At 70.1% G+C, this 17,984-nt stretch carries 15 protein-coding genes and 1 riboswitch; of the genes, 8 read left to right on the top strand and 7 right to left on the bottom strand.

Annotated features, from left to right (window positions below; genetic code table 11):
* Positions 1-312 precede the first annotated feature (312 nt).
* Both ACFQRJ_RS13790 and ACFQRJ_RS13785 read left to right on the top strand, forming a co-directional pair.
* A complete protein-coding gene (locus ACFQRJ_RS13790) occupies positions 313-990 on the top strand; it encodes a hypothetical protein (RefSeq protein WP_377019753.1) in 678 nt (225 codons plus the stop codon).
* A gap of 96 nt (positions 991-1,086) precedes the next feature.
* On the top strand, positions 1,087-1,290 hold the full coding sequence (locus ACFQRJ_RS13785; RefSeq protein WP_377019752.1) for a hypothetical protein: 204 nt from the start codon (positions 1,087-1,089) through the stop codon (positions 1,288-1,290).
* 64 nt (positions 1,291-1,354) lie between these two features.
* Here ACFQRJ_RS13785 and ACFQRJ_RS13780 read toward each other — a convergent pair whose 3' ends face one another.
* From ACFQRJ_RS13780 to ACFQRJ_RS13770, 3 genes are all read right to left on the bottom strand, one after another.
* Positions 1,355-1,669 carry a DMT family transporter gene (locus ACFQRJ_RS13780; RefSeq protein WP_377019751.1) on the bottom strand — a complete coding sequence of 105 codons (315 nt, stop codon included), beginning with the start codon at positions 1,667-1,669 and terminating at the stop codon, positions 1,355-1,357.
* Positions 1,670-1,679: 10 nt separating this feature from the next.
* Positions 1,680-1,747, bottom strand: a riboswitch (guanidine-III (ykkC-III) riboswitch).
* 238 nt (positions 1,748-1,985) lie between these two features.
* Positions 1,986-2,489: an SRPBCC family protein gene (locus tag ACFQRJ_RS13775; RefSeq protein WP_377019750.1), complete on the bottom strand. Its 504-nt coding sequence runs from the start codon at positions 2,487-2,489 to the stop codon at positions 1,986-1,988.
* Positions 2,486-2,854 carry an ArsR/SmtB family transcription factor gene (locus tag ACFQRJ_RS13770; RefSeq protein WP_377019749.1) on the bottom strand — a complete coding sequence of 123 codons (369 nt, stop codon included), beginning with the start codon at positions 2,852-2,854 and terminating at the stop codon, positions 2,486-2,488. Before ACFQRJ_RS13770 ends, ACFQRJ_RS13775 begins: the two co-directional genes overlap by 4 nt.
* A 232-nt stretch (positions 2,855-3,086) precedes the next feature.
* Between ACFQRJ_RS13770 and ACFQRJ_RS13765 the strand changes: the two genes are divergently transcribed.
* Both ACFQRJ_RS13765 and ACFQRJ_RS13760 read left to right on the top strand, forming a co-directional pair.
* Positions 3,087-5,351 (top strand): GMC family oxidoreductase, encoded by a 2,265-nt coding sequence (locus tag ACFQRJ_RS13765; protein WP_377019748.1) that lies wholly within the window; start codon positions 3,087-3,089, stop codon positions 5,349-5,351.
* A gap of 159 nt (positions 5,352-5,510) precedes the next feature.
* Positions 5,511-6,272 (top strand): SDR family NAD(P)-dependent oxidoreductase, encoded by a 762-nt coding sequence (locus ACFQRJ_RS13760; RefSeq protein WP_377019747.1) that lies wholly within the window; start codon positions 5,511-5,513, stop codon positions 6,270-6,272.
* A gap of 180 nt (positions 6,273-6,452) precedes the next feature.
* Here the strand turns inward: ACFQRJ_RS13760 and ACFQRJ_RS13755 are convergent, their stop codons facing one another.
* Positions 6,453-7,463, bottom strand: a complete 1,011-nt coding sequence (locus ACFQRJ_RS13755) for an aldo/keto reductase (protein WP_377019746.1) — start codon at positions 7,461-7,463, stop codon at positions 6,453-6,455.
* A gap of 217 nt (positions 7,464-7,680) precedes the next feature.
* Here ACFQRJ_RS13755 and ACFQRJ_RS13750 point away from each other — a divergent pair, with 217 nt between their 5' ends.
* Positions 7,681-8,430: a GntR family transcriptional regulator gene (locus tag ACFQRJ_RS13750; protein WP_377019745.1), complete on the top strand. Its 750-nt coding sequence runs from the start codon at positions 7,681-7,683 to the stop codon at positions 8,428-8,430.
* Here the strand turns inward: ACFQRJ_RS13750 and ACFQRJ_RS13745 are convergent.
* Together ACFQRJ_RS13745 and ACFQRJ_RS13740 are read right to left on the bottom strand one after the other, a co-directional pair.
* Positions 8,381-9,091 (bottom strand): sugar isomerase domain-containing protein, encoded by a 711-nt coding sequence (locus tag ACFQRJ_RS13745; protein WP_377019744.1) that lies wholly within the window; start codon positions 9,089-9,091, stop codon positions 8,381-8,383. The two genes, ACFQRJ_RS13750 and ACFQRJ_RS13745, sit on opposite strands and share 50 nt — an antisense overlap.
* On the bottom strand, positions 9,088-10,992 hold the full coding sequence (locus ACFQRJ_RS13740; RefSeq protein WP_377019743.1) for a PTS transporter subunit IIC: 1,905 nt from the start codon (positions 10,990-10,992) through the stop codon (positions 9,088-9,090). Before ACFQRJ_RS13740 ends, ACFQRJ_RS13745 begins: the two co-directional genes overlap by 4 nt.
* 547 nt (positions 10,993-11,539) lie before the next feature.
* Between ACFQRJ_RS13740 and ACFQRJ_RS13735 the strand changes: the two genes are divergently transcribed.
* The 3 genes from ACFQRJ_RS13735 to ACFQRJ_RS13725 all read left to right on the top strand — a co-directional run bounded on the left by ACFQRJ_RS13735 (position 11,540) and on the right by ACFQRJ_RS13725 (position 15,232).
* The gene (locus ACFQRJ_RS13735) at positions 11,540-12,517 is read left to right on the top strand and encodes an ABC transporter permease (RefSeq protein WP_377019742.1); all 978 of its coding nucleotides are present in this window, start codon (positions 11,540-11,542) and stop codon (positions 12,515-12,517) included.
* The gene (locus tag ACFQRJ_RS13730) at positions 12,514-13,476 is read left to right on the top strand and encodes a carbohydrate ABC transporter permease (protein ID WP_377019740.1); all 963 of its coding nucleotides are present in this window, start codon (positions 12,514-12,516) and stop codon (positions 13,474-13,476) included. Before ACFQRJ_RS13735 ends, ACFQRJ_RS13730 begins: the two co-directional genes overlap by 4 nt.
* 124 nt (positions 13,477-13,600) lie before the next feature.
* Positions 13,601-15,232, top strand: coding sequence for an extracellular solute-binding protein (locus ACFQRJ_RS13725; RefSeq protein ID WP_377019739.1), 1,632 nt, complete (start codon positions 13,601-13,603; stop codon positions 15,230-15,232).
* Positions 15,233-15,263: 31 nt separating this feature from the next.
* On the opposite strand, the gene ACFQRJ_RS13720 is transcribed toward ACFQRJ_RS13725, so the two are convergent.
* Positions 15,264-17,708, bottom strand: coding sequence for a PEP/pyruvate-binding domain-containing protein (locus ACFQRJ_RS13720; RefSeq protein WP_377019738.1), 2,445 nt, complete (start codon positions 17,706-17,708; stop codon positions 15,264-15,266).
* Between the last annotated feature and the right edge of the window lie 276 nt (positions 17,709-17,984).

Here is a 17,984-nt window from a genome sequence, read left to right as displayed (position 1 = left end):
GCGACGGAACGTGCTACGACCCCACCATCCACGAGCGGCGCAGAACCGACAGAAACGACCACAGCAGCGCTCTCACGGCCTAGAGGTTGACTCAGGGAACTCATGTCCCGACCCTATGTGCGCAGCTGCCGGATCGGAGGCGTTTCGACCTGGCATGGCGCGCGCCGATCGATCTCGACCGACTGCCCGGATCCCGAGATGAGCCCACGCGACTGCGGCGGGGACGAGCCGTCGCGCTAGCGTGGCCGCGCGATGGGGGACGCCGCACGGGCGCTCCGGCCGGTACCGGTGGAACCGACGAGGAGAGAACGCATGGGCCTGTTCAATTGGCTGCGGGGACGACGCACAGAGCGCGGTGACGCGGGTGCGTCGCCGAGCGCCGGCCAGGCGCCGGACGCCCCGGGAACGTCGCGCAACACGGAGGCATCGCGCACCGCTGAGACGCCGGGCGCCACTGAGACCTCGGGCGCCGCACAGTCCTTGAGCGTCGAGGAGAAGCTGCGGCTGCTCGAGGAGGCCGGGATCCCACGGCGCGAGGGCGTCGACGTCTCCGTCTTCGACGATCCCCTCATGGAGGATTCCTGGGAGTACTTCCTGGGCGCCGAGGGCCCGGACCCGGCCGACGACCGCTACGACGTCGGCGCCTTCTGGTACGTCTACGCCGTCCCGGATTCTCCGCTCGATGATCCGAGCTCCGACTGGCCAGACGTGGTCAAGACCCTCGCCGAGGTGCTCCGCCACACTGGTGAGCCCGAGGTCGAGACGCGACAGGATGAGGACGGGGACGGCCACCTCCTCATCACGGTCGACGGGACGCAGCACGAGATTCCCGTGGAGGGCATGGGCAAGCATCTCGATCTCATGGCGCTCGGAGAAGCCGCCGATCTCTTCACGCCGGAGGACCGGGAGTACATGGCCGTGGACGACGTGTGGCTGTGGCCGTACACCTCCTCCGTCGGCCGCCTGCAGGAGGTCATGCAGGCCGGCTGAGGGCGATGGATGCGCCGGGCTCCCCCGCCGACGGACAATGGCTGCGTTCCGACACGAGTCAGGGACATCCCGACAGGAGAGAGAGGCTGGTCGTCCATGATCACCGTGCTGATGTGGACCGGAATCGTGATCGCCGCGATCGGCGTGATCCTCCTGGCACTGTCCAGCCGCTGGGTGAAGTCCTGGGGCGACCAGTACGCCACGACGAACATGCCGGCCGCCTGTCTGGGCTGGCTGCTGCTCGCCGTCGGCTTCGCCCTGCTGGTGGGACCGGCCGTGTTCACGGGGCAGCTCAGCTAGCCGGGGCTGCGGACCGCGGGGGCAGGTCAGCTAGCCCGCAGCCTGCCGAGAGCGGGGGCGGTCCTCAGTGGGCGAGCTTGAGCCCCACGACCCCGCCGATGATCATCAGCAGGAACAGAACCTTCGTCACCGAGATCAGCTCTTCACCGGTGGCCATCGCATAGACGACGGTGAGCACCGCCCCGATGCCCACCCATACGGCGTAGGCGGTGCCGGTGGGCAGGTCCTTCATCGCATAGGTCAGGCCGGTCATGCTCGCGGCCAGGGCGACGAAGAACACCAGGGTGGGGGCGAGCCGGCTGAAGCCCTCGGACTTCCCCAGCGCGGTGGCCCACACCGCTTCGAGCATCCCGGAGAGCACCAGAACGAACCACGACATCACAGCCTCCTGCGGGCCGTCTTGTCGCACTCCGGGTACGGCACCCCTCGTCCGGGAGCCCGATTCTCCGGGCTCACTGCCAAGATCGCACGCCTGGTGGCCGGCGACAACGTCAGGCGCATCACCGCGCGGTCACAGCCAGCGACTCGTGCGACCGCCTCCGACCGTGACCGTCAGCGGGACGCCGATCGCACCTGCCGCGTTATATGCAGGGCAGATGCGATAGGCGTCCCGCGCATGGACAGCCGCGCCCGGATGGGTCGTCCGTGATCATGCTCGAGGGCGGCCGACGGGGTGGCTCCCGGCCGCCGCGCGGTCATCGCGCGAGGGACTCGTAGTACTCGCTCATGGACGGGTAATAGCTGTGCCAGTCGACGTCGTCGGCGTCCTCCCCCTCGAGGGTGCGGGCGAGCCGGTCGAGGTAGTACTCCCAGCCCGGCCCGACGCTGCCGAGGGGGTCGTCGCCGAGCGCCTGGGCGAAGACCACGGTGGTGATGCCATCCTCGTGGCTCAGCTCGAACCGCAGATGCCAGGCGCCGTCGCCGACGCTGGTGTCCGCGGCGAAGCGGTGAGGCGGGCTGCACTCCGTGATGGCGAATTCTTCGGGCTCGACGTCGTCGCCCTCGGCGGTCATGAAGAACGCGACTCTGCCCGTGGCCGGGTCACCCTCCCATCTGCCGATCCACCGCTGGAGTCGCTCGGGCTCGGTCATCGCGGCCCAGACGTCGTCGATAGGGGCTCGAAAGCGGCGCTCGATGCGGACCTCACGTCCGTGGGGCCCCTCCCCCAGCTGTCCGTTCGGTTGCGGCGTGGCGTTCATGCGGAGTTCTCCTGTCGGTGATCCTGTCTCGCGGGGCGGTCACGCACGGTTCGGCGCACTTCCAGCTCGAGCGCGTCCAGATGATGCTCGGAGACCGGCGGCGCTGGCTCCGGGGGCGAGGCGATCCGCTCGACCAGATCGCGAACCGGTTCCAGTCCCTGGGCTCGCAGCGCGTAGAAGCGCTGCCGCCCGTTCTGCTGCACGTCCAGCACGCCTGCCTCTCGGAGCACCTTCAGGTGGCGGCTGATCGCGGGCCGCGAGATGGTCTCCGTCCGAGCCAGGTCCCCGGCCGTATGCGCACCGTCGGCGAGCTGCAGGAGCAGGCGGCGGCGCGTCTCGTCCGCCAGAGCGTCGAACACGTCCATACGGAAAGCGTAACACTGCGGTTACGCATAGAGCGCCGGTTCGGCCGATGTGTGGACGGGCCCGCACCGGGGAGGAAGACTGACGACCGAGCGCCGGAGCACGTCTGCGGACACTGGCCGCTGCCCCGCGGCGGGCACACCTCAGCGTCCGCCGATCCGGCGGCTCTACGATCCCCAGGACACGGGAGGACGGCGAGCAGTCGGGCCCCGTGCGGCAGCGAGGACACTGATCATGGCTCAGCACTACGACGCGGACGCGATCGTCGTCGGCAGCGGCTTCGGCGGAGCAGTCGCCGCGGCCCGCCTCGCGCAGGCGGGACTGTCCGTGATCGTGCTCGAGCGCGGTCGCCGGTGGGCCCTCGGCGAGTTCCCGCGCCGGCCCGAGCTGGAGGACCGCTGGCTGTGGCGGGCCGGCCAGGGCCTGTACGACGTCCGCTGGCTGGACACGATGGGCAGTGTGCAGGCGGCGGGTTGGGGCGGCGGCTCCCTGGTCTACGCCAACGTCTTCTCCCGCCCCTATGAAGGCGTCATGGACGAGCGGTGGCCATCGCACCTGCGGCGCGAGAGCCTCGACCCGTACTACGAGCTGGCCGGGCACATGATGGGCATCGCCCCGGCCGGGGACGATCCGGCGACCGGCAGGCCCGCCCCGCGCACCTCACTGATCGAGCAGATGGTCCAGGGCATGGACATCCCGGCCACGGTGCGCCCGAATCTCGCCGTGACCTTCGGGGATCCCGAGACATGGCTTCCAAACGCCCACGGGGTGCCGCGGCGCGGATGCGCTTTCGTGGGCGAGTGCATCATCGGCTGCAACCACGGCGCAAAGAACACCCTGGATGTCACCTATCTCGCGGTGGCCGAGCAGCACGGGGCCCGCGCGGTCACCGACGCCGAGGTCCGCCGGATCGAGCTCGTTCCCGGCTACGGCGGTCCCGCCGACGCTGCGGATCAGGCGGCCACCCCCGATCCGTCAGGCCTATCGGGCCGCGCAGGCTACGCGGTGACCACCACTACCCCGTCGGACCCGTCGGCCCCGCCCCAGGCCTGGACGGCGCCGCGGGTCGTGCTGGCCGCCGGGGCGGTGGCGACCAACGAGCTGCTGCTGCGCGCCCGCGATGTCCACGGCACCCTGCCCGACCTCTCGCCGCAGCTGGGCCGGGGATTCTCCGGCAACGGCGACTTCCTGACCCTCGCCGAGATGCCGCGGGATGCCGCGGACATGACCACGGGCCCGACGATCACCACCACGACTGTGCTGTCCGTGCCCGAGGGCAGGCGGTCGGTGTGGTTCCAGGTGCAGGACGGTGCGATCCCGCCTCCCCTGCAGGAGCTCTACGACGCGCTGCTGCCGGGGCGCACCGTCCGGCGCTGGTGGAAGCACCTGCGCGGCAGCGACCCCACGCGCACCTTCGCGCTGCTGGCCATGGGCCGGGATTCGGCCCGGGGCACGCTGCGGTTGGACGAGACGGGAGAGGCGGCGCTGAGCTGGAGCAATCGCTGGCAGGCTCACCTGTACCGCTCGCAGCGTCGGGTGGGGCCGCTGGTGCGGCGGCTGCTGGGCGGGCGACAGTACAACCCACCGACGTGGTCGCTGCTGCGGCGCACCATCACCGTCCACCCCCTAGGCGGGGTGCGCCCCGGGGCCGACGCGGCATCCGGCGTGGTCGATGACATCGGCCAGGTGCACGGCTATCCCGGCCTGTACGTGATGGACGGGTCCGTGGTGCCCGCCGCGACGGGCGTGAACCCGTCTGCGACGATCCTGGCCGGCGCCGAGCGCGCCATCGAGGCGGTGATCCGGGCGGCCGGGCGACCCGAGTGGCGCGCCCCCGAATGGGGCGCGGTGCAGGCGACTCCCGTGCCGGAGGACGGCGCCTTCGCCCATGCGGCGGCCGCGCGCGAGGCGACCAGGAGCGACGGGGTCGTCTTCGCCGAACGCATGGCGACGCCGTCGGGCACGAGAGCCCGGGCGGAGCTGCGCCTGCGCGCAGAGGTCCGCAGCATGGACAGGTTTCTCACCGACCGCACTCACCCGATCGCCGTGCACGGCACGATCGATCTCGAGGGCATCGCCACCGGCGCAGAGACCGCCGGCACGCTCTCGCTGTTCCCGCGCGGGGGCGATGAGGCCATGCGGTACTCGCTGGAGTTCGCCGACGACGCAGGCAGGCCCCGCCGGCTCACGGGCGTCAAGCACACGTCCGGCCGCCACCCGCTCGCGCTGCTGTCGGGGCTGACGACGCTGCACATCGAGGTCTCCCCCGCCGACGGGGCCGACGGGGCCGAGTGGGTGGCCGACGGGGCCGACGGGCAATCCGTCCGGACCGTGCTGAGGATCAGCGCACCGGACCTCGTCCGGCTCCTGACCTCGATCCGGGGGCAGGGCTTCACGCGGGCCCGACGGCTGACCGCAGCCGGGCGCTTCGCCGGGTTCTTCGTCCGCTCTGCGCTGGCGCGGCCGAGGCGCCGGGTCGCATCTGCCGGTCCCGAATGAGCGATGGCATCCGAGCCTGGGTGGCCCCCTCCACGGCACGGACCAGCCGGGCCCGGATGCGGACACCGCACAGCCGCCCCATGCGCGAGGATGACACTGCGATCGACCACCCGCCAAGATCGACCACCCCCGAGCGACCACGGAACGAGGCAGCCGAGCATGAGATGCACACTGGTCACTGGAGCCTCCCGAGGGATCGGGCGCGCGACGGCAATCGCCCTGAGTGAGCGCGGCGACCGGGTGGCCGTCCACTACGGCGCCGACAGTGCGTCGGCGGAGGAGACCCTCGCGCAACTGCACGGCCAAGGTCATGTTCTCGTCGGCGGCGACCTCTCCGATCCCGAGACCGCTCGCCGCGTCGTCGAGGAAGCGGAGGCCGGGATGGGACAGATCGACATCCTCGTCAACAACGCCGGCATCGCCCCCGGCGAGGCCACCTCCCACCGCGTCGACGAGGTTGACTACGAGACGTGGCAGCAGCGCTGGAGGCGGATGATCGACGTCGATCTGAGCGCACCGGCGAACCTGACGTATCTCGTGGCCCGTTCGCTCATCGCCCGCGGCGCCCAGGGAGTGGTCGTCAACGTCGGCTCCCGCGGCGCCTTCCGCGGCGAGCCCGACGCCCCGGCCTACGGGGCGGCGAAGGCCGGACTCCACGCGTTCGGGCAGTCCATGGCCCTGGCCCTCGCGCCGCACGGCATCGCCGTCGCATCGGTCGCGCCCGGCTTCGTCGACACCGAGCGCCAGCAGCCCAAACTCGACGGCGAGAACGGTGACGGCCTGCGGGCCCAGAGCCCCTTCGGGCGGGTGGGAACCGCCGACGAGGTCGCCGCGGCGATCCTCTACCTCACCTCACCCGAGGCGCAGTGGGCCTCCGGGGCGATCCTCGATCTGAACGGGGCGTCGCACCTGAGAACCTGAGCACCGCGACATGCGCCAGAGCATCGCGCGGAGCCGTCAGCGCGACCACCGGGGGTCCAGTCCGACGCCGCGGTGAACGTACTGGCGGCCGTCGCGTTGAAGGAGGTCCAGGCTTGCGTGGCGGCTTTATCCAGGACTCCGGGTTGCGCACCGGGAGCAGCGCCCCATGGCTGATCGCTGTCAGGCCGCGGGAACGGGCGCTCCAGGTGCAACGATCTTCTCCTGCTGCAGTGCTGTCCAGAATTCTGCGGGGACCCGCTCGGTCACAGCGGCGATATCCTCGAGCACGTGTTCGGGACGGGTGGCCCCCGGTATGACCGCGGCTGTCGCCGGATGCGCCAGAGAGAACTGCAGCGTCGCGGCCTTGACGCTGACACCGAATTCCTCGGCAAGGCGCCGGACACGCACGACCTTGGCGCGGGTCTCCTCGGAGGCCGGGGCGTACTCGAAGTGCTCCCCTCCGGCGAGGACGCCGGAATTGTAGGGGCCACCGACGACCATGTCCACGCCCTGGTCCACAGCTTGCGGCAACAGGCGACTGAGGGCCTTCTCGTGATCCAGCAACGAGTATCGGCCGGCCAGCAGGAACGCGTCCGGCTGAGGCTCCTCGAGGGCGAGCGTCAGCTCCACAGGTTCGACCCGGTTCACACCAAGACCCCAAGCGCTGATCACGCCTTCCTCCCGCAGCCTGGCCAGGACACGGAAGGCGCCGGTGCGCGCGGACTCGTAGGCGGCCAGCCAGTCGTCGCCATGGAAGTCCTGAGCGATATCGTGAACCCACACGATGTCCAGCCGATCGGTCTGCAGGCGCTCCAGACTGTCCTCGATGGAGCGCAGCGTGGCATCGGCGGTGTAGTCGTTGATCATCGTGTTGGGGCGGCCGTCAGCGAAGATGCCACCCGTCTCAGCGTGATCACGACCGGCCACATCCTCAGTTTCATCCAGGATGAGGCGCCCGACCTTGGTGCTGAGAACGTACTCATCCCGGGGTCGCCGTGACAGGGCCTGTCCCAGCCGGATCTCTGAGAGACCGGCCCCGTAGAACGGGGCCGTGTCGAAGTAACGCACTCCGCCGTCCCACGCCTGATCAACAGTGGCTGCGGCGTCCTCCTCGGGGACCGCACGGTACATATTCCCCAGCGGCGCGGTCCCGAAGCCCAGTCGCCCGGGCAGAAGAGACCTGACGCCCATCGTTCACCCTCCTCGATCACACGGGGTCAGCTGGCAGTCGCCACAGAGTTGCTCGCCTGTCCTCTGCCGACCTCATGCGGAGCCTAGGAACGGGCGGAGAGCCCCGTCAACGATCCGACCGGGCTTCAGACCAGGAGCCGATCCGTACGCCGACGCCGTCGAGACCATCTCGACCCCGTGTCCAGGGCCGCGGCCCGCACCGTGCGAAGATCGGCCCATGACCGACCGACCCAAGTTCCGCGCCCTGGTGGAGGAGCTGCGCGCTCAGATCGAGGCACTGCCCGTCGGCACCTCCGTGCCCAGCGAGCGGGCGCTCGCGGCCGAGAGCGGCGTCTCGCGGATGACGGCACGCCGCGCGCTGGATGAGCTGACGCGGGAAGGCCGACTGGTGCGTGAGGTGGGCCGGGGCTCGTTCGTCGCACGCCCCGCCGTGAACCTGCCCCTGCACCTGACGGGATTCACCGAGGACATGGCCGCCCGCGGCATCCGCGCGAGCTCGCGGGTGCTCAGCCTTGTCGAGACGCCCGCCGACCCCTTCACCGCCGAGGCACTCGGCCTCGGCGACGGCGCCCCGGTGGTGCGGCTGGACCGCGTGCGCCTGGCCGACGAGCGGCCGATGGCCATCGAGCGCACCGCCCTGGATGCCAGCGTCGTCCCGGGATTGGCCGAGGTCGACTTCTCGACCCAGTCGCTGTACAGCGTGCTGGAGTCCCGCTACGGCGTACGGTTCGACGCCGGCGAGCAGACGATCCGCGCGGCGATCATCCGCCCCGAGGACGCCGAGGAGCTCGGGGTCGAGCGGGGCTCGGCGGCGCTCGAGTTCGTGCGTGTCTCCGGCCGCGGCGGGCAGGCCATCGAGCGCACCGTCTCGACCTACCCCGGCGACCGCTTCGAGCTCTCCGCGCAGATCGCGCCGGTCACAGCTCAGGAATCCGGGGGGCGAAGCGCTCTACGAGTGCGGCGTTGAACTCATCGGTCCCGGCCACGTTCGCGCTCTTCCACCGCGGCACCTCCGGGGCGATGGTGTCGATCCGCCGCAGGATCGCCGTCCACAGCGAAGCCGTCACCAGGGTCGAGGCGGGCGCAGTGACGGGCTCCGACGGCGGCCAGGTCACATCCCCCGCCGGCACCTGCGTGTCCAGGACGATGTCGGAGAGCTCGAACAGCCGGCCCTCGGCGCGCTGGGGCGCGGTGCGGCTCGCCTGGACGGAGGTCATGGCGATGACGGTGGCGCCGGCCCGTCGGCCCTGCTGCGCGATCTCCACCGGATAGGGGTTCACGCCGGAGTTGGAGAAGATCAGCACGGTGTCCTGCGAGCCAACCCCGGCGCGTTCGGCCACGGCCTGACCGAGCCCCGCCTCCCGTTCGGCGGCGGTCGAGGCGCGGGCCCCGGCCAGCGGCAGCACTCGCTGATCCCACAGGGGCCGGACGAAAGCAAGGCCCCCGGCCCGGAAGAACGTCTCCATCACTGCGGCGAGGGAATGCCCCGCCCCGGCGGCGTACAGCAAGCCGCCGTCCCGGCCCGAGGCGGCGACGGCCTGCGCAGATGCCTCGATCCCGTCCCGGTTGTCCTCGACCACGCGGGTGAGCATGCTCGTGAGGTCGTCGATCATCGGGTCCTCGCTCATCGCCATCCTTCTTTCTGCAGCGCCTCGGAGATGCGGCTCTCGACGTGGTCGACGTCGACGAAGTTCTCGATCGGGACCATCACCGGGGCGATGTCGCCGAGCTCCTGGAGGTAGCTCTGCTGGGCGACGACGATGTCGGGGTGCTCACCGCGGGCGGAGCCGACGTCGGTGTGGCGCATCGTCGCCTCGATCCCCATGCGGTCCAGCGCTTTCTCGGCCGTGGTGCGCAGGATGAGGCTCGAGCCCATGCCCGCCCCGCACACGGCGAGGACGTCCAGCGGGCCGGAGGGCGCGGTGGGTGTGGGCGCGGAGGCCGACGGGCTGGTCGCGGCGTCGGCCCTCGGAGCGGCGTCACCGTCGGCCGTCGGGGCGGCGCCACCGTCGGCCGTCGCGGTCCGCCCCTCCGCCGCGGCGGTCGCACCGACCGTGGCGGGCTCGCCGCGGTGGCTCTGCGGGGCGTCGGTGCCGGTCGAATCGGTGCCGGTCGGGTCGGCACCGGTGGAAGCGGTGGCCTCGGCCGGGGCGCGGCGGCCCAGGGCGACGAGGATCGCGATGGTCACCAGGAGTGTGACGGCGGCCAGCACCCAGATCGCCCAGGTTCCCAGTGGCGAGAGCAAGGCGCCGAGGCCGATCAGTGCCCAGCCCACCGCGTACCAGTCGGCGTCGGCCAGCGTGGCGATTTCCGGCGCGGTGCCCGCGTACAGGCCCCAGCCGATGGCCTGGCCGATCGCGAGCACGATGCCGTTGAGGACGCCGCCGAAGATGGCGCCGCGCCAGCCGGCGACCGCGTTGCCGAACACGCCGCCGGCGCCGCCACCGAAGAACAGCATGATCATCGGCGGGACGAGGACGAACCAGCCGGTGGCGGCGAAGATCAGCATCAGTGCCAGGAACACCACGGTCGAGACGAGGAAACCGATCATCACGGCGGTGGGGGCGCGGGTGAAGGCCACCGGCAGGTCCAGGGCGGGCTTCGTGCCCGGCAGTGCCTTCTCCGAGAGCCCCTTGAAGGCGGGGACGATCTCGGCGAGGAACATGCGCACGCCGAACAGCAGGATCGCGATGCCCGCGGCGAAGCGCAGCGCCTGCAGCACGGCCCAGACCCACGGCAGCAGGGTCTCATCGCCCATCTGTTCCGCGACCACGCCGGAATCGGCGAACAGGATCGCCACCAGCATGATCACGCCGATGATCGTGGCGGTGGAGACGTTGATGTCCTTGAAGAACGAGACCGGCTTGGGCAGGCGCACCCGCTCGGAGTCATGCTGCTCAGGGTCGCCGAGCCTCAGGGCGCGCGCCCCGTACCCGGAGGCCACGGCGATCAGGGAGTCGGTGTGGCCCAGGCCCACCTCGTCATCGCCCATCACCTTGCGCATTAGCGGGCGGGTCCACAGCGGCTGGAGGACCCAGTAGCAGCCGATGAGGATCGAGCCGACTCCGGCCAGCACCCAGCGGTTGACGTCGCCGAAGGCCTCCACCAGCGACGCGGAGATCACCACGGACATCCAGTACATGAGGTGGCCGGTGAGGTAGACGAAGCGGGCGGCGGGGAAGATCCGCACCAGTGCCAGGTGGACCACGAAGCCGCCGGCGATGATCAGCGGCACGACCGAGCCGGCGCCGGCGGTGAAGTCGGCGAGGGTGGAGGTGGCCTCCGGCGGGTCCAGGCCCATGGCGCTGGAGACGATGGCCTGGAAGCTTGACAGTCCCCCGGTGAAGATCTCCACGCCGATGTTGAGGATGACCACGCCGATGGTGGCGCGCAGCGCCCCGGCGACGACCTCGTCGAACGGCTTGCGCTGCAGGATCAGGCCGACCAGCGCGATGAGCCCGATGAGGATGGAGACCTGGGCGAAGAGATTGTCGGTGATGACGCGTATGACGTCTTCGAAGGTGTTCATGGGCGCGCTCGCTCCTGGACGACGGGGCGGCAGGCGATGCCGCCACTTGATCCGGAAATGGTATAGCCCACTTGGGGTGGTGGCAACGGGGCGGCTCGGCGCGACGGTGCCCGGCAGGGCGAGCATGGATCACGGCGACGGGAACGCGGGGGCCGTCGTGCCGCGACCCGGAACTCGCCAGCCGATGACTCCCGGCAGGCCGCCACCTCCGCCACATGCGCACGATCCGAAGACACGAATATTCTCGCCGGGTAAGCGAATTCCCAGCTCAGCAAGCCCCCAGAGATTCCATCGATGACCTGCCGACGCACCCGTCGAGCGCCTCTCCGTGCTATCCGCGACCCCGCCAGACGCCCGTGAGGCAACTTCTGGCAACCCGTCGAACACCATGCTCTTCTCACGTAGGAAATGCCGTGCTTCACATCACAGCACCGCCCCGGAGCGCAAAGGAGCCGCTCACGGGAGGCACCTTCGGCACGATCACCCGAGACGACAGCAGGGTGCACGCGCCTCCCACGACGACATCTCATCGAGGAGAACGTCCGCCATGGCCGTCATCGAGAACCAGGCCCCGCCCCGCGAGGCCTCATCACCTCCGCTGGAGCGAAGATCCAAACCCACCCTGTGGCGCCGCATCCTGCGCGACCGCATGGTGCTGGTGCTCGCCGTACCCGGCATGCTGCTGCTGATCGGTTTCCAGTACTACCCGCTATTGGGCAACGTCATCGCCTTCCAGGACTACCAGCCCTACCTAGGAATCCGCGAGAGCCTCTGGGTGGGATTCCAGAACTTCGAGATCCTGGTCTCGGGCGACCCCGCGTTCCTGAATGCGCTACGCAACACCTTGATTCTCACGCTGATCCAGTCGGTGCTGATCTTCCCGCTGCCGGTGGTCCTCGCCCTGCTGCTGAACAGCCTGATGTCCAACAAGATGCGCCAGATCGTGCAGTCGATCCTGTACCTGCCTCACTTCTTGTCCTGGGTGATCGTGGTCGCGATCTTCCAGCAGATGCTGGGCGGTTCCGGCCTGATCAACAACGTGCTGCGTTCGCACGGGCTGGCGACGCTGGACATCATCGGCAACGCCGACATCTTCAAGGTGCTGCTGACTTCACAGGTGATCTGGAAGGACACCGGCTGGGCCACGATTCTCTTCCTGGCCGTGCTCTCGGGCATCGACAAGGCGCTGTACGAGGCCGCGGCGGTCGATGGGGCCTCGCGCTTCCGGCAGATGTGGCACGTGACGCTGCCGGGCCTGCGCCCCATCGTGATCCTGCTGTTCATCCTCCAGCTGGGCAACTCCCTGACCGTCGGGTTCGAACAGATCATCCTGCAGCAGCAGGCGGTGGGGATCGACGCCAGCGAAGTGCTCGATACCTACGTCTACAACGAAGGCATCGCCGGCGGCCAGTGGGGTCCTGCTGCCGCCGTGGGCCTGGTCAAGAGCGCGCTGGGCCTGTGTCTGGTCCTGGCCGCCAACAAGGTCGCCCACGCCTTCGGCGAGGAAGGGGTCTACAAGGCATGACCGCCGATACCCGCATCCCTGACAGCCCCGATACCTCCGGTGCGCCCCCGCGCACCCCCGCTCGCGCCCAGGTGCGACGCCGCAGCCTGCAGGACACCGCGAGCCCGCTCGAGAAGGCGCTCAAGGCCGTCGTACTCGCGGTCATCTGCGCCCTGGTGATCATCCCCTTCATCGGGATCGTCTCCACTTCGGTGGCCCCGGCCGATCAGGTCACTGAATCCGGCGGCTTCGTGCTGCTGCCGCGCGAGATCGACCTGACGGCATACCGTTCGATCCTCTCCGGCGGCGTGGTGGCGCGCTCCCTGGTGATCTCCATCGGTATCACCGCCGTCGGCACCTTCATCAGCCTCGCGCTAACCGCCATGCTGGCCTGGGCCCTGTCCCGCCGCGGCACCGTGGGCAATCGCCCGATGCTGCTGCTGGTTCTGATCAGCCTGCTGTTCTCCCCCGGCCTGATCCCGACCTACCTGGCCGTCCGCCAGTTCGGGCTGATCGATTCCTATTGGGCGCTGATCCTGCCGACGGCCGTCAGCGCGTTCAACGTGATCGTGGTGCGCTCGTTCTTCGCGAGCCTGCCCCAGGAGTTGATCGACGCCGCGAAGATCGATGGCGCCTCGGAGTGGCAGATCTTCCGCCGGATCGGCCTGCCGCTCTCCCGTGCGGCGCTGGCCGTAATCGGGCTGTTCTACGGCGTGAACTACTGGAACGCCTTCTTCAGCGCCCTGCTCTACCTCAACGACGCCGCGAAGTGGCCGCTGCAGATGGTGCTGCGCACCTACGTGGTCAACGGCACCGAGATGGGTACCACCGAGATGGGCACCGTGATGGAGGCTGCACCTCCGCAGACCACGATCCAGATGGCGATCCTGGTGATCTCCATCGTGCCGATCCTGTGCGTGTACCCGTTCCTGCAGCGCCATTTCGCCAAGGGCGTGCTGACCGGGGCGGTGAAGGGATGACCGACTCGTCGATGCCGCCCGGCGCCCCCGCAGCGCGCACACTCCCCGACCGCTACCGTTTCCATTCGGGCCGCACCGTCCTCGCGCCGGCCCGTCGGCCCCTGACCGACCCGGAGGCCCTGCGATGACCGCACCCACCCGACGATCTCTTCTCACGGCCGGCGCCCTCGGAGGGGCCGGCGTCCTCGCAGCCTGCAGCAACGAGGGCCGCGGGGGCATTCCCGCAGAATTCGCCAATGCGCCGGTCGAGCTGCCCGACCACATCCCGTTCGAGGGCGCCACGCCGGATCTTCCCGGTGACGCGGAGTCCGGCCTGATGGACGGGTACTTCGAATACCCGGCCGAGCCACGGGTCGCGACGTCCGGAACTCCCGGCGACGGCAAGGAGATCGCGTCACTGGTGCGCACCGATTCCCCGGTCCCGCCGTCGGTCTCCCGCAACGCATTCTGGCAGGAGTTGAACTCGAGACTCGGCTCGGATCTGCGACTGAACATCGTGCCAGGATCGGACTGGGAGCAGAAGTTCGCCACGATCGTCGCCGGGGATTCCCTCCCCGACATGTTCTGCGTGGTCCGCGGGACGCCGCAGCTGCCCCAGTTCATCGAGGCCTCGGCCGCGGACCTCACCCCGCACCTGTCCGGGCCCAAGGTCGCCGACTACCCGTTCCTGGCGAACATCCCCACCGAGACGTGGAGGCCGACAGCTCTGAACGGGAAGATCATGGGGATCCCGATTCCCCGCGGCGTCATGAGCACGTCGATCCTCTACAAGCGCCAGGACCTGCTGGAGGCCAAGGGGATCACGGAGGATCCCACCGATTTCGAGGAGTTCCTGGATCTGTGCAAGGAGCTCACCGCTCCCCAGGAGAACGTGTGGGCGCTGGGTTCCGTGCCGCTGGACCTCATCCGTCAGATGCTCGGCATCCCGAACACCTGGATGGAGCAGGATGGCTCGCTGACCAGGAACTTCGAACACGAGGCGCAACAGGAAGCCCTGGAGGCGGCGCGGCGCCTGGTCGAAGCCGGTGTGCTGAATCCGGACACGTTCGCCGCGCAGGGCAACGATGTGAAGAACTGGTTCGGTTCGGGACGCAGCTACTTCACCTGGGACACCTTCTCGGCGTGGCCGCAGTTCCACCGCGAGCAGACCTCCGGCGAGGACTTCGCGATGACGGCGATGCGCACGCCCGACTACGACGGCACGGGCGATAGTGCCTGCTCCTGGCTGGCCGACCCCGCCTATGGGTTCTCAGCGATCCGGAAGGGAGCAGAGGACCGGGTGGAGACACTGCTCAACGTGCTGAACTGGCTGGCGGCCCCGTTCGGGACGGAGGAGTACCTGTTCCGGGTGTACGGCAGCGCGGGCGTGCACTATGACCTCGACGGGACCGACCCGGTCCTCACCCAGCGTGGCACCAGCGAGACCCCGCTCGGCTTCCGCTATCTCACCGATGCGCCGTGGCCGATCTACGTGCCCGGCAATCCGCAGTCCACGCAGAACTGGTACGACGGGCAGAAGGTCGCCGTGGGGTATGGCTCCGCAAACCCGACGCTGGGACTCTATTCGGAGACCGACACCGAGCGCGGTGGAGCCATTACGGGCCGCATCGACGACCTCACCAGCGACATCCTGCAGGGCCGTAAACCCGTCGACGCCTGGCCTGACGGCGTGAAGACCTGGAAGGCCGAGGGCGGGGACCAGATCCGCGACGAGCTCGAGCAGGCGATGGCGGATCGGAAGGGGTCGCTGGACTGACGCTGCCAGGTCGGGTGCTCTCGTCCGGAGATCACCTGCTCTCGGCGCTGCCGGTCTCCTCATCCTCAACCCTCACCAGCCCGCTCGCCCCGTCGATCGTGATCAGCTGCCCGGTGCGGATCTGCGAGGTCGCGTCCTTCACACAGATCACGGCGGGGATGCCGTATTCGCGGGCGACGGTGGGGCCGTGGGCCATGGTGGCACCGGTCTCGGTGACCAGGCCCGCCGCGGTGAGGAACAGCGGCGTCCAGCCCGGATCGGTGGTGGGCGCGACGAGGATCTCCCCGGGCTCGACCCGCGCCCCGTGCGGGTCGCGGATCACGCGGGCAGGGCCCGTCGCGGTCCCCGCGGCGGCGCCGATGCCGGTCAGTCCCTCGGCGTTCTCGGGCACGGGGAGGGTGGCCTCGACGTCGGTGCCGTCGGACAGGAGCACGACGGGCACGTGGCGCCGTCGCATCTCCCGCTGGTGGGTGGCGCGGCGGGCGGCGGCCAGGTCCCGCTGATCGGTGCCGGTCTCCGCAGCGGCGCGGACCTCCTCCAGGTCGAGGAACATGATGTCCCCCGCCTCGGTCAACAGCCTCCGCCCGGCGAGGATCTCGCCGGCCGCGAGCAGCTCCTGGCGCACCCGGTCCAGGGCGTACAGCCACAGGAACTTGGGGAGCTCGCGCAGCCCGATGAGCGCTCGGGTCCGTCGCAGCAGGAATGCGATCAGCGGGGCCAGCGGTGCGCGCCGCAGGCGGGCCCGCGCGACCAGGTCCTCGATCGCGGCCTCGCCCTCGGCGGCGGCTCGGCGGAAGCGCACGTCGGGCGCCTGATCGTGATCGCCCTGGCGCAGGTAGTTGGCCAGGGCGTCGAAGACCGGGGCGGGGTCCTCGGCCCAGCGGGGCACGCCGACGTCGATCTCGGCGGCGGAGCGGTGACCGTACGCGGCCAGGAATCCCTCCAGCCCGATCTCCGGCAAGGAGCCCTCGCAGTACTGCGAGACCAGCTGCGCGACGGGCGTCTCGGTCAGCAGCTGCCGATGCTCCGTCGCCTCGGCCGCGATCTGCCACAGCCTCAGATCCATCTCGGTGGTGACGTTGTGCGGGGCGCCGCGGACCACCGCAGAGACCTCGCTCTCGGTGGCGAGGCCGTGCAGCAGCACCGTCGCAAGGCCCTGGCAGCCCATCGCCGCCCACAGAGGATTCAGAGCATCGAGCATGGGGCCGGACAGCACGTCGAGGTGGACCTCCTCGGCGACGGCGAGGTGCTCCTGCGCCGTCGTCACGTCGGACCGGGCCCGGCATGAGGCGCGCACCGCCGGAGCGGAGGCCAGAACTCGCCGGCGTTCGGCCTCAGGCCGCCGCAGCGCGCCGATGATGCCGCGCACCATCGGCGGCCCGGTGCGTGCCACCACCCGCGCGAGAGTGCCGACCGGGATCCGCAGACGCCGCGGGGTGAACCGGGGATCCTCGAGGACCTTCTCGACGGCGGCGACGACCCGCGGCCCGTAGAGGGCCATCGACTCGGGCAGCTGCCGGCGGATGCCCGGGGCGCGGACGAACGCGGTCAGGTCCAGAAACATCCGGCCGCCGATGATGGTCAGCAGGGAGGAGACATCCGCGCTCTTCGCCCCGAACATCTCGAACCATTGCCGGGAGACCTGGAGCATCACGGAGGCGCCCATCGGGGTCATCGGCTGCAGCATGCCCTGCATGTGCCCGGCCTCCATGTACACCCGCAGCTCGTCGCCAGCGGCCTCCGGCACGGGGAAGAGGCTGGTGACGGCGCGGGACTGGAGCAGCCAGAGGGTGCCGCCGTCATCGAGCGCCCACTCGATGTCCTGCGGCGATCCGGCATGCTCCTGGATGCGGCGGCCGACGGACCGCAGCTCCGTGAGCTCGGCGCGATCGAGACACCCACCCGGGTGCAGCGGGATCTGCTCGCCCAGCACGTAGTGGTCGGCCTCGATGCTGCCGTCGACCACGCCGGATCCGCGACCGGGGGCCGCATCGATCACCATCTCGCCGCGGGCGCCGGTGATCGGGTTCGCGGTGAACAGCACTCCAGCGGCCCGCGGTTCGATCATGGTCTGGACGACGACGGCCATCTGCGCCTCGGCGACGTCGTTGGCCTCGCGGTAGGCGCGGGCCCTGGCGGTCTCCAGCGAGTCCCAGCAGGTCTCGATCGCGGTGACCAGGTCATCCAGCCCGCGCACGCCGAGGATCGTGTCCTGCTGCCCGGCGAAGCTTGCCCACGGGAGATCCTCGGCGGTGGCGCTGGAGCGCACCGCGACGGGCACCTCGTCGCCGAGCTCGGCGTAGGCGGCTGCGACCTCCTCCCGCGGAACGGTGCCGGCCTGATAGGCCTGCGTGGTCAGGCAGAACCCGTCGGGGACGCGCTGACCGGCGGCGATCAGCATGGCCAGCCCGGCGGCTTTGCCCCCGATCCGCTCGGTGTCGCCGGGGTCGAGCTCGGTCAATGGGATCACGGTCATGGCGCATCCTCCTCGGTGCCCTCGCCCGCCCTCGCCCGCGGAGGACCACCGCATCCTTGCCGATCGCGGCCGAGGTGTCCGGACATACGACACCTGGGCCGCCCCGGGGGTCAAGGGATCTCGGCGGGATGAGTGCACGGGATCTCGACGGAATGATTGACCGCCTCCATCCCCCTTGATACGGTGTGTGAAATCGATTACCCCGCCGCGCCGGAGCTGGCGATGCGCGGGAGGGGCACACAGACCACCCCATCTCGACACCCGGCCACCCCCGGC

Origin of the sequence: Brachybacterium sp. GCM10030252, assembly GCF_042666535.1 — a bacterium.
Taxonomy (GTDB): Bacteria; Actinomycetota; Actinomycetes; order Actinomycetales; family Dermabacteraceae; genus Brachybacterium.
The sequence above is the reverse complement of the archived record's forward strand: the minus strand, read 5'-3'. Positions and strand labels throughout refer to the sequence as shown.

Bases quoted from the DNA above. Each gene is read 5' to 3' on its own strand.
- ACFQRJ_RS13745 (WP_377019744.1), bottom strand. From the start codon at position 9,091: ATGAGCGAGGACCCGATGATCGACGACCTCACGAGCATGCTCACCCGC.
- ACFQRJ_RS13725 (WP_377019739.1), top strand. From the start codon at position 13,601: ATGACCGCACCCACCCGACGATCTCTTCTCACGGCCGGCGCCCTCGGA.
- ACFQRJ_RS13740 (WP_377019743.1), bottom strand. From the start codon at position 10,992: ATGAACACCTTCGAAGACGTCATACGCGTCATCACCGACAATCTCTTC.
- ACFQRJ_RS13720 (WP_377019738.1), bottom strand. From the start codon at position 17,708: ATGACCGTGATCCCATTGACCGAGCTCGACCCCGGCGACACCGAGCGG.
- ACFQRJ_RS13775 (WP_377019750.1), bottom strand. From the start codon at position 2,489: ATGAACGCCACGCCGCAACCGAACGGACAGCTGGGGGAGGGGCCCCAC.
- ACFQRJ_RS13765 (WP_377019748.1), top strand. From the start codon at position 3,087: ATGGCTCAGCACTACGACGCGGACGCGATCGTCGTCGGCAGCGGCTTC.
- ACFQRJ_RS13750 (WP_377019745.1), top strand. From the start codon at position 7,681: ATGACCGACCGACCCAAGTTCCGCGCCCTGGTGGAGGAGCTGCGCGCT.
- ACFQRJ_RS13760 (WP_377019747.1), top strand. From the start codon at position 5,511: ATGAGATGCACACTGGTCACTGGAGCCTCCCGAGGGATCGGGCGCGCG.
- ACFQRJ_RS13770 (WP_377019749.1), bottom strand. From the start codon at position 2,854: ATGGACGTGTTCGACGCTCTGGCGGACGAGACGCGCCGCCGCCTGCTC.
- ACFQRJ_RS13780 (WP_377019751.1), bottom strand. From the start codon at position 1,669: ATGTCGTGGTTCGTTCTGGTGCTCTCCGGGATGCTCGAAGCGGTGTGG.
- ACFQRJ_RS13790 (WP_377019753.1), top strand. From the start codon at position 313: ATGGGCCTGTTCAATTGGCTGCGGGGACGACGCACAGAGCGCGGTGAC.
- ACFQRJ_RS13785 (WP_377019752.1), top strand. From the start codon at position 1,087: ATGATCACCGTGCTGATGTGGACCGGAATCGTGATCGCCGCGATCGGC.
- ACFQRJ_RS13755 (WP_377019746.1), bottom strand. From the start codon at position 7,463: ATGGGCGTCAGGTCTCTTCTGCCCGGGCGACTGGGCTTCGGGACCGCG.
- ACFQRJ_RS13730 (WP_377019740.1), top strand. From the start codon at position 12,514: ATGACCGCCGATACCCGCATCCCTGACAGCCCCGATACCTCCGGTGCG.
- ACFQRJ_RS13735 (WP_377019742.1), top strand. From the start codon at position 11,540: ATGGCCGTCATCGAGAACCAGGCCCCGCCCCGCGAGGCCTCATCACCT.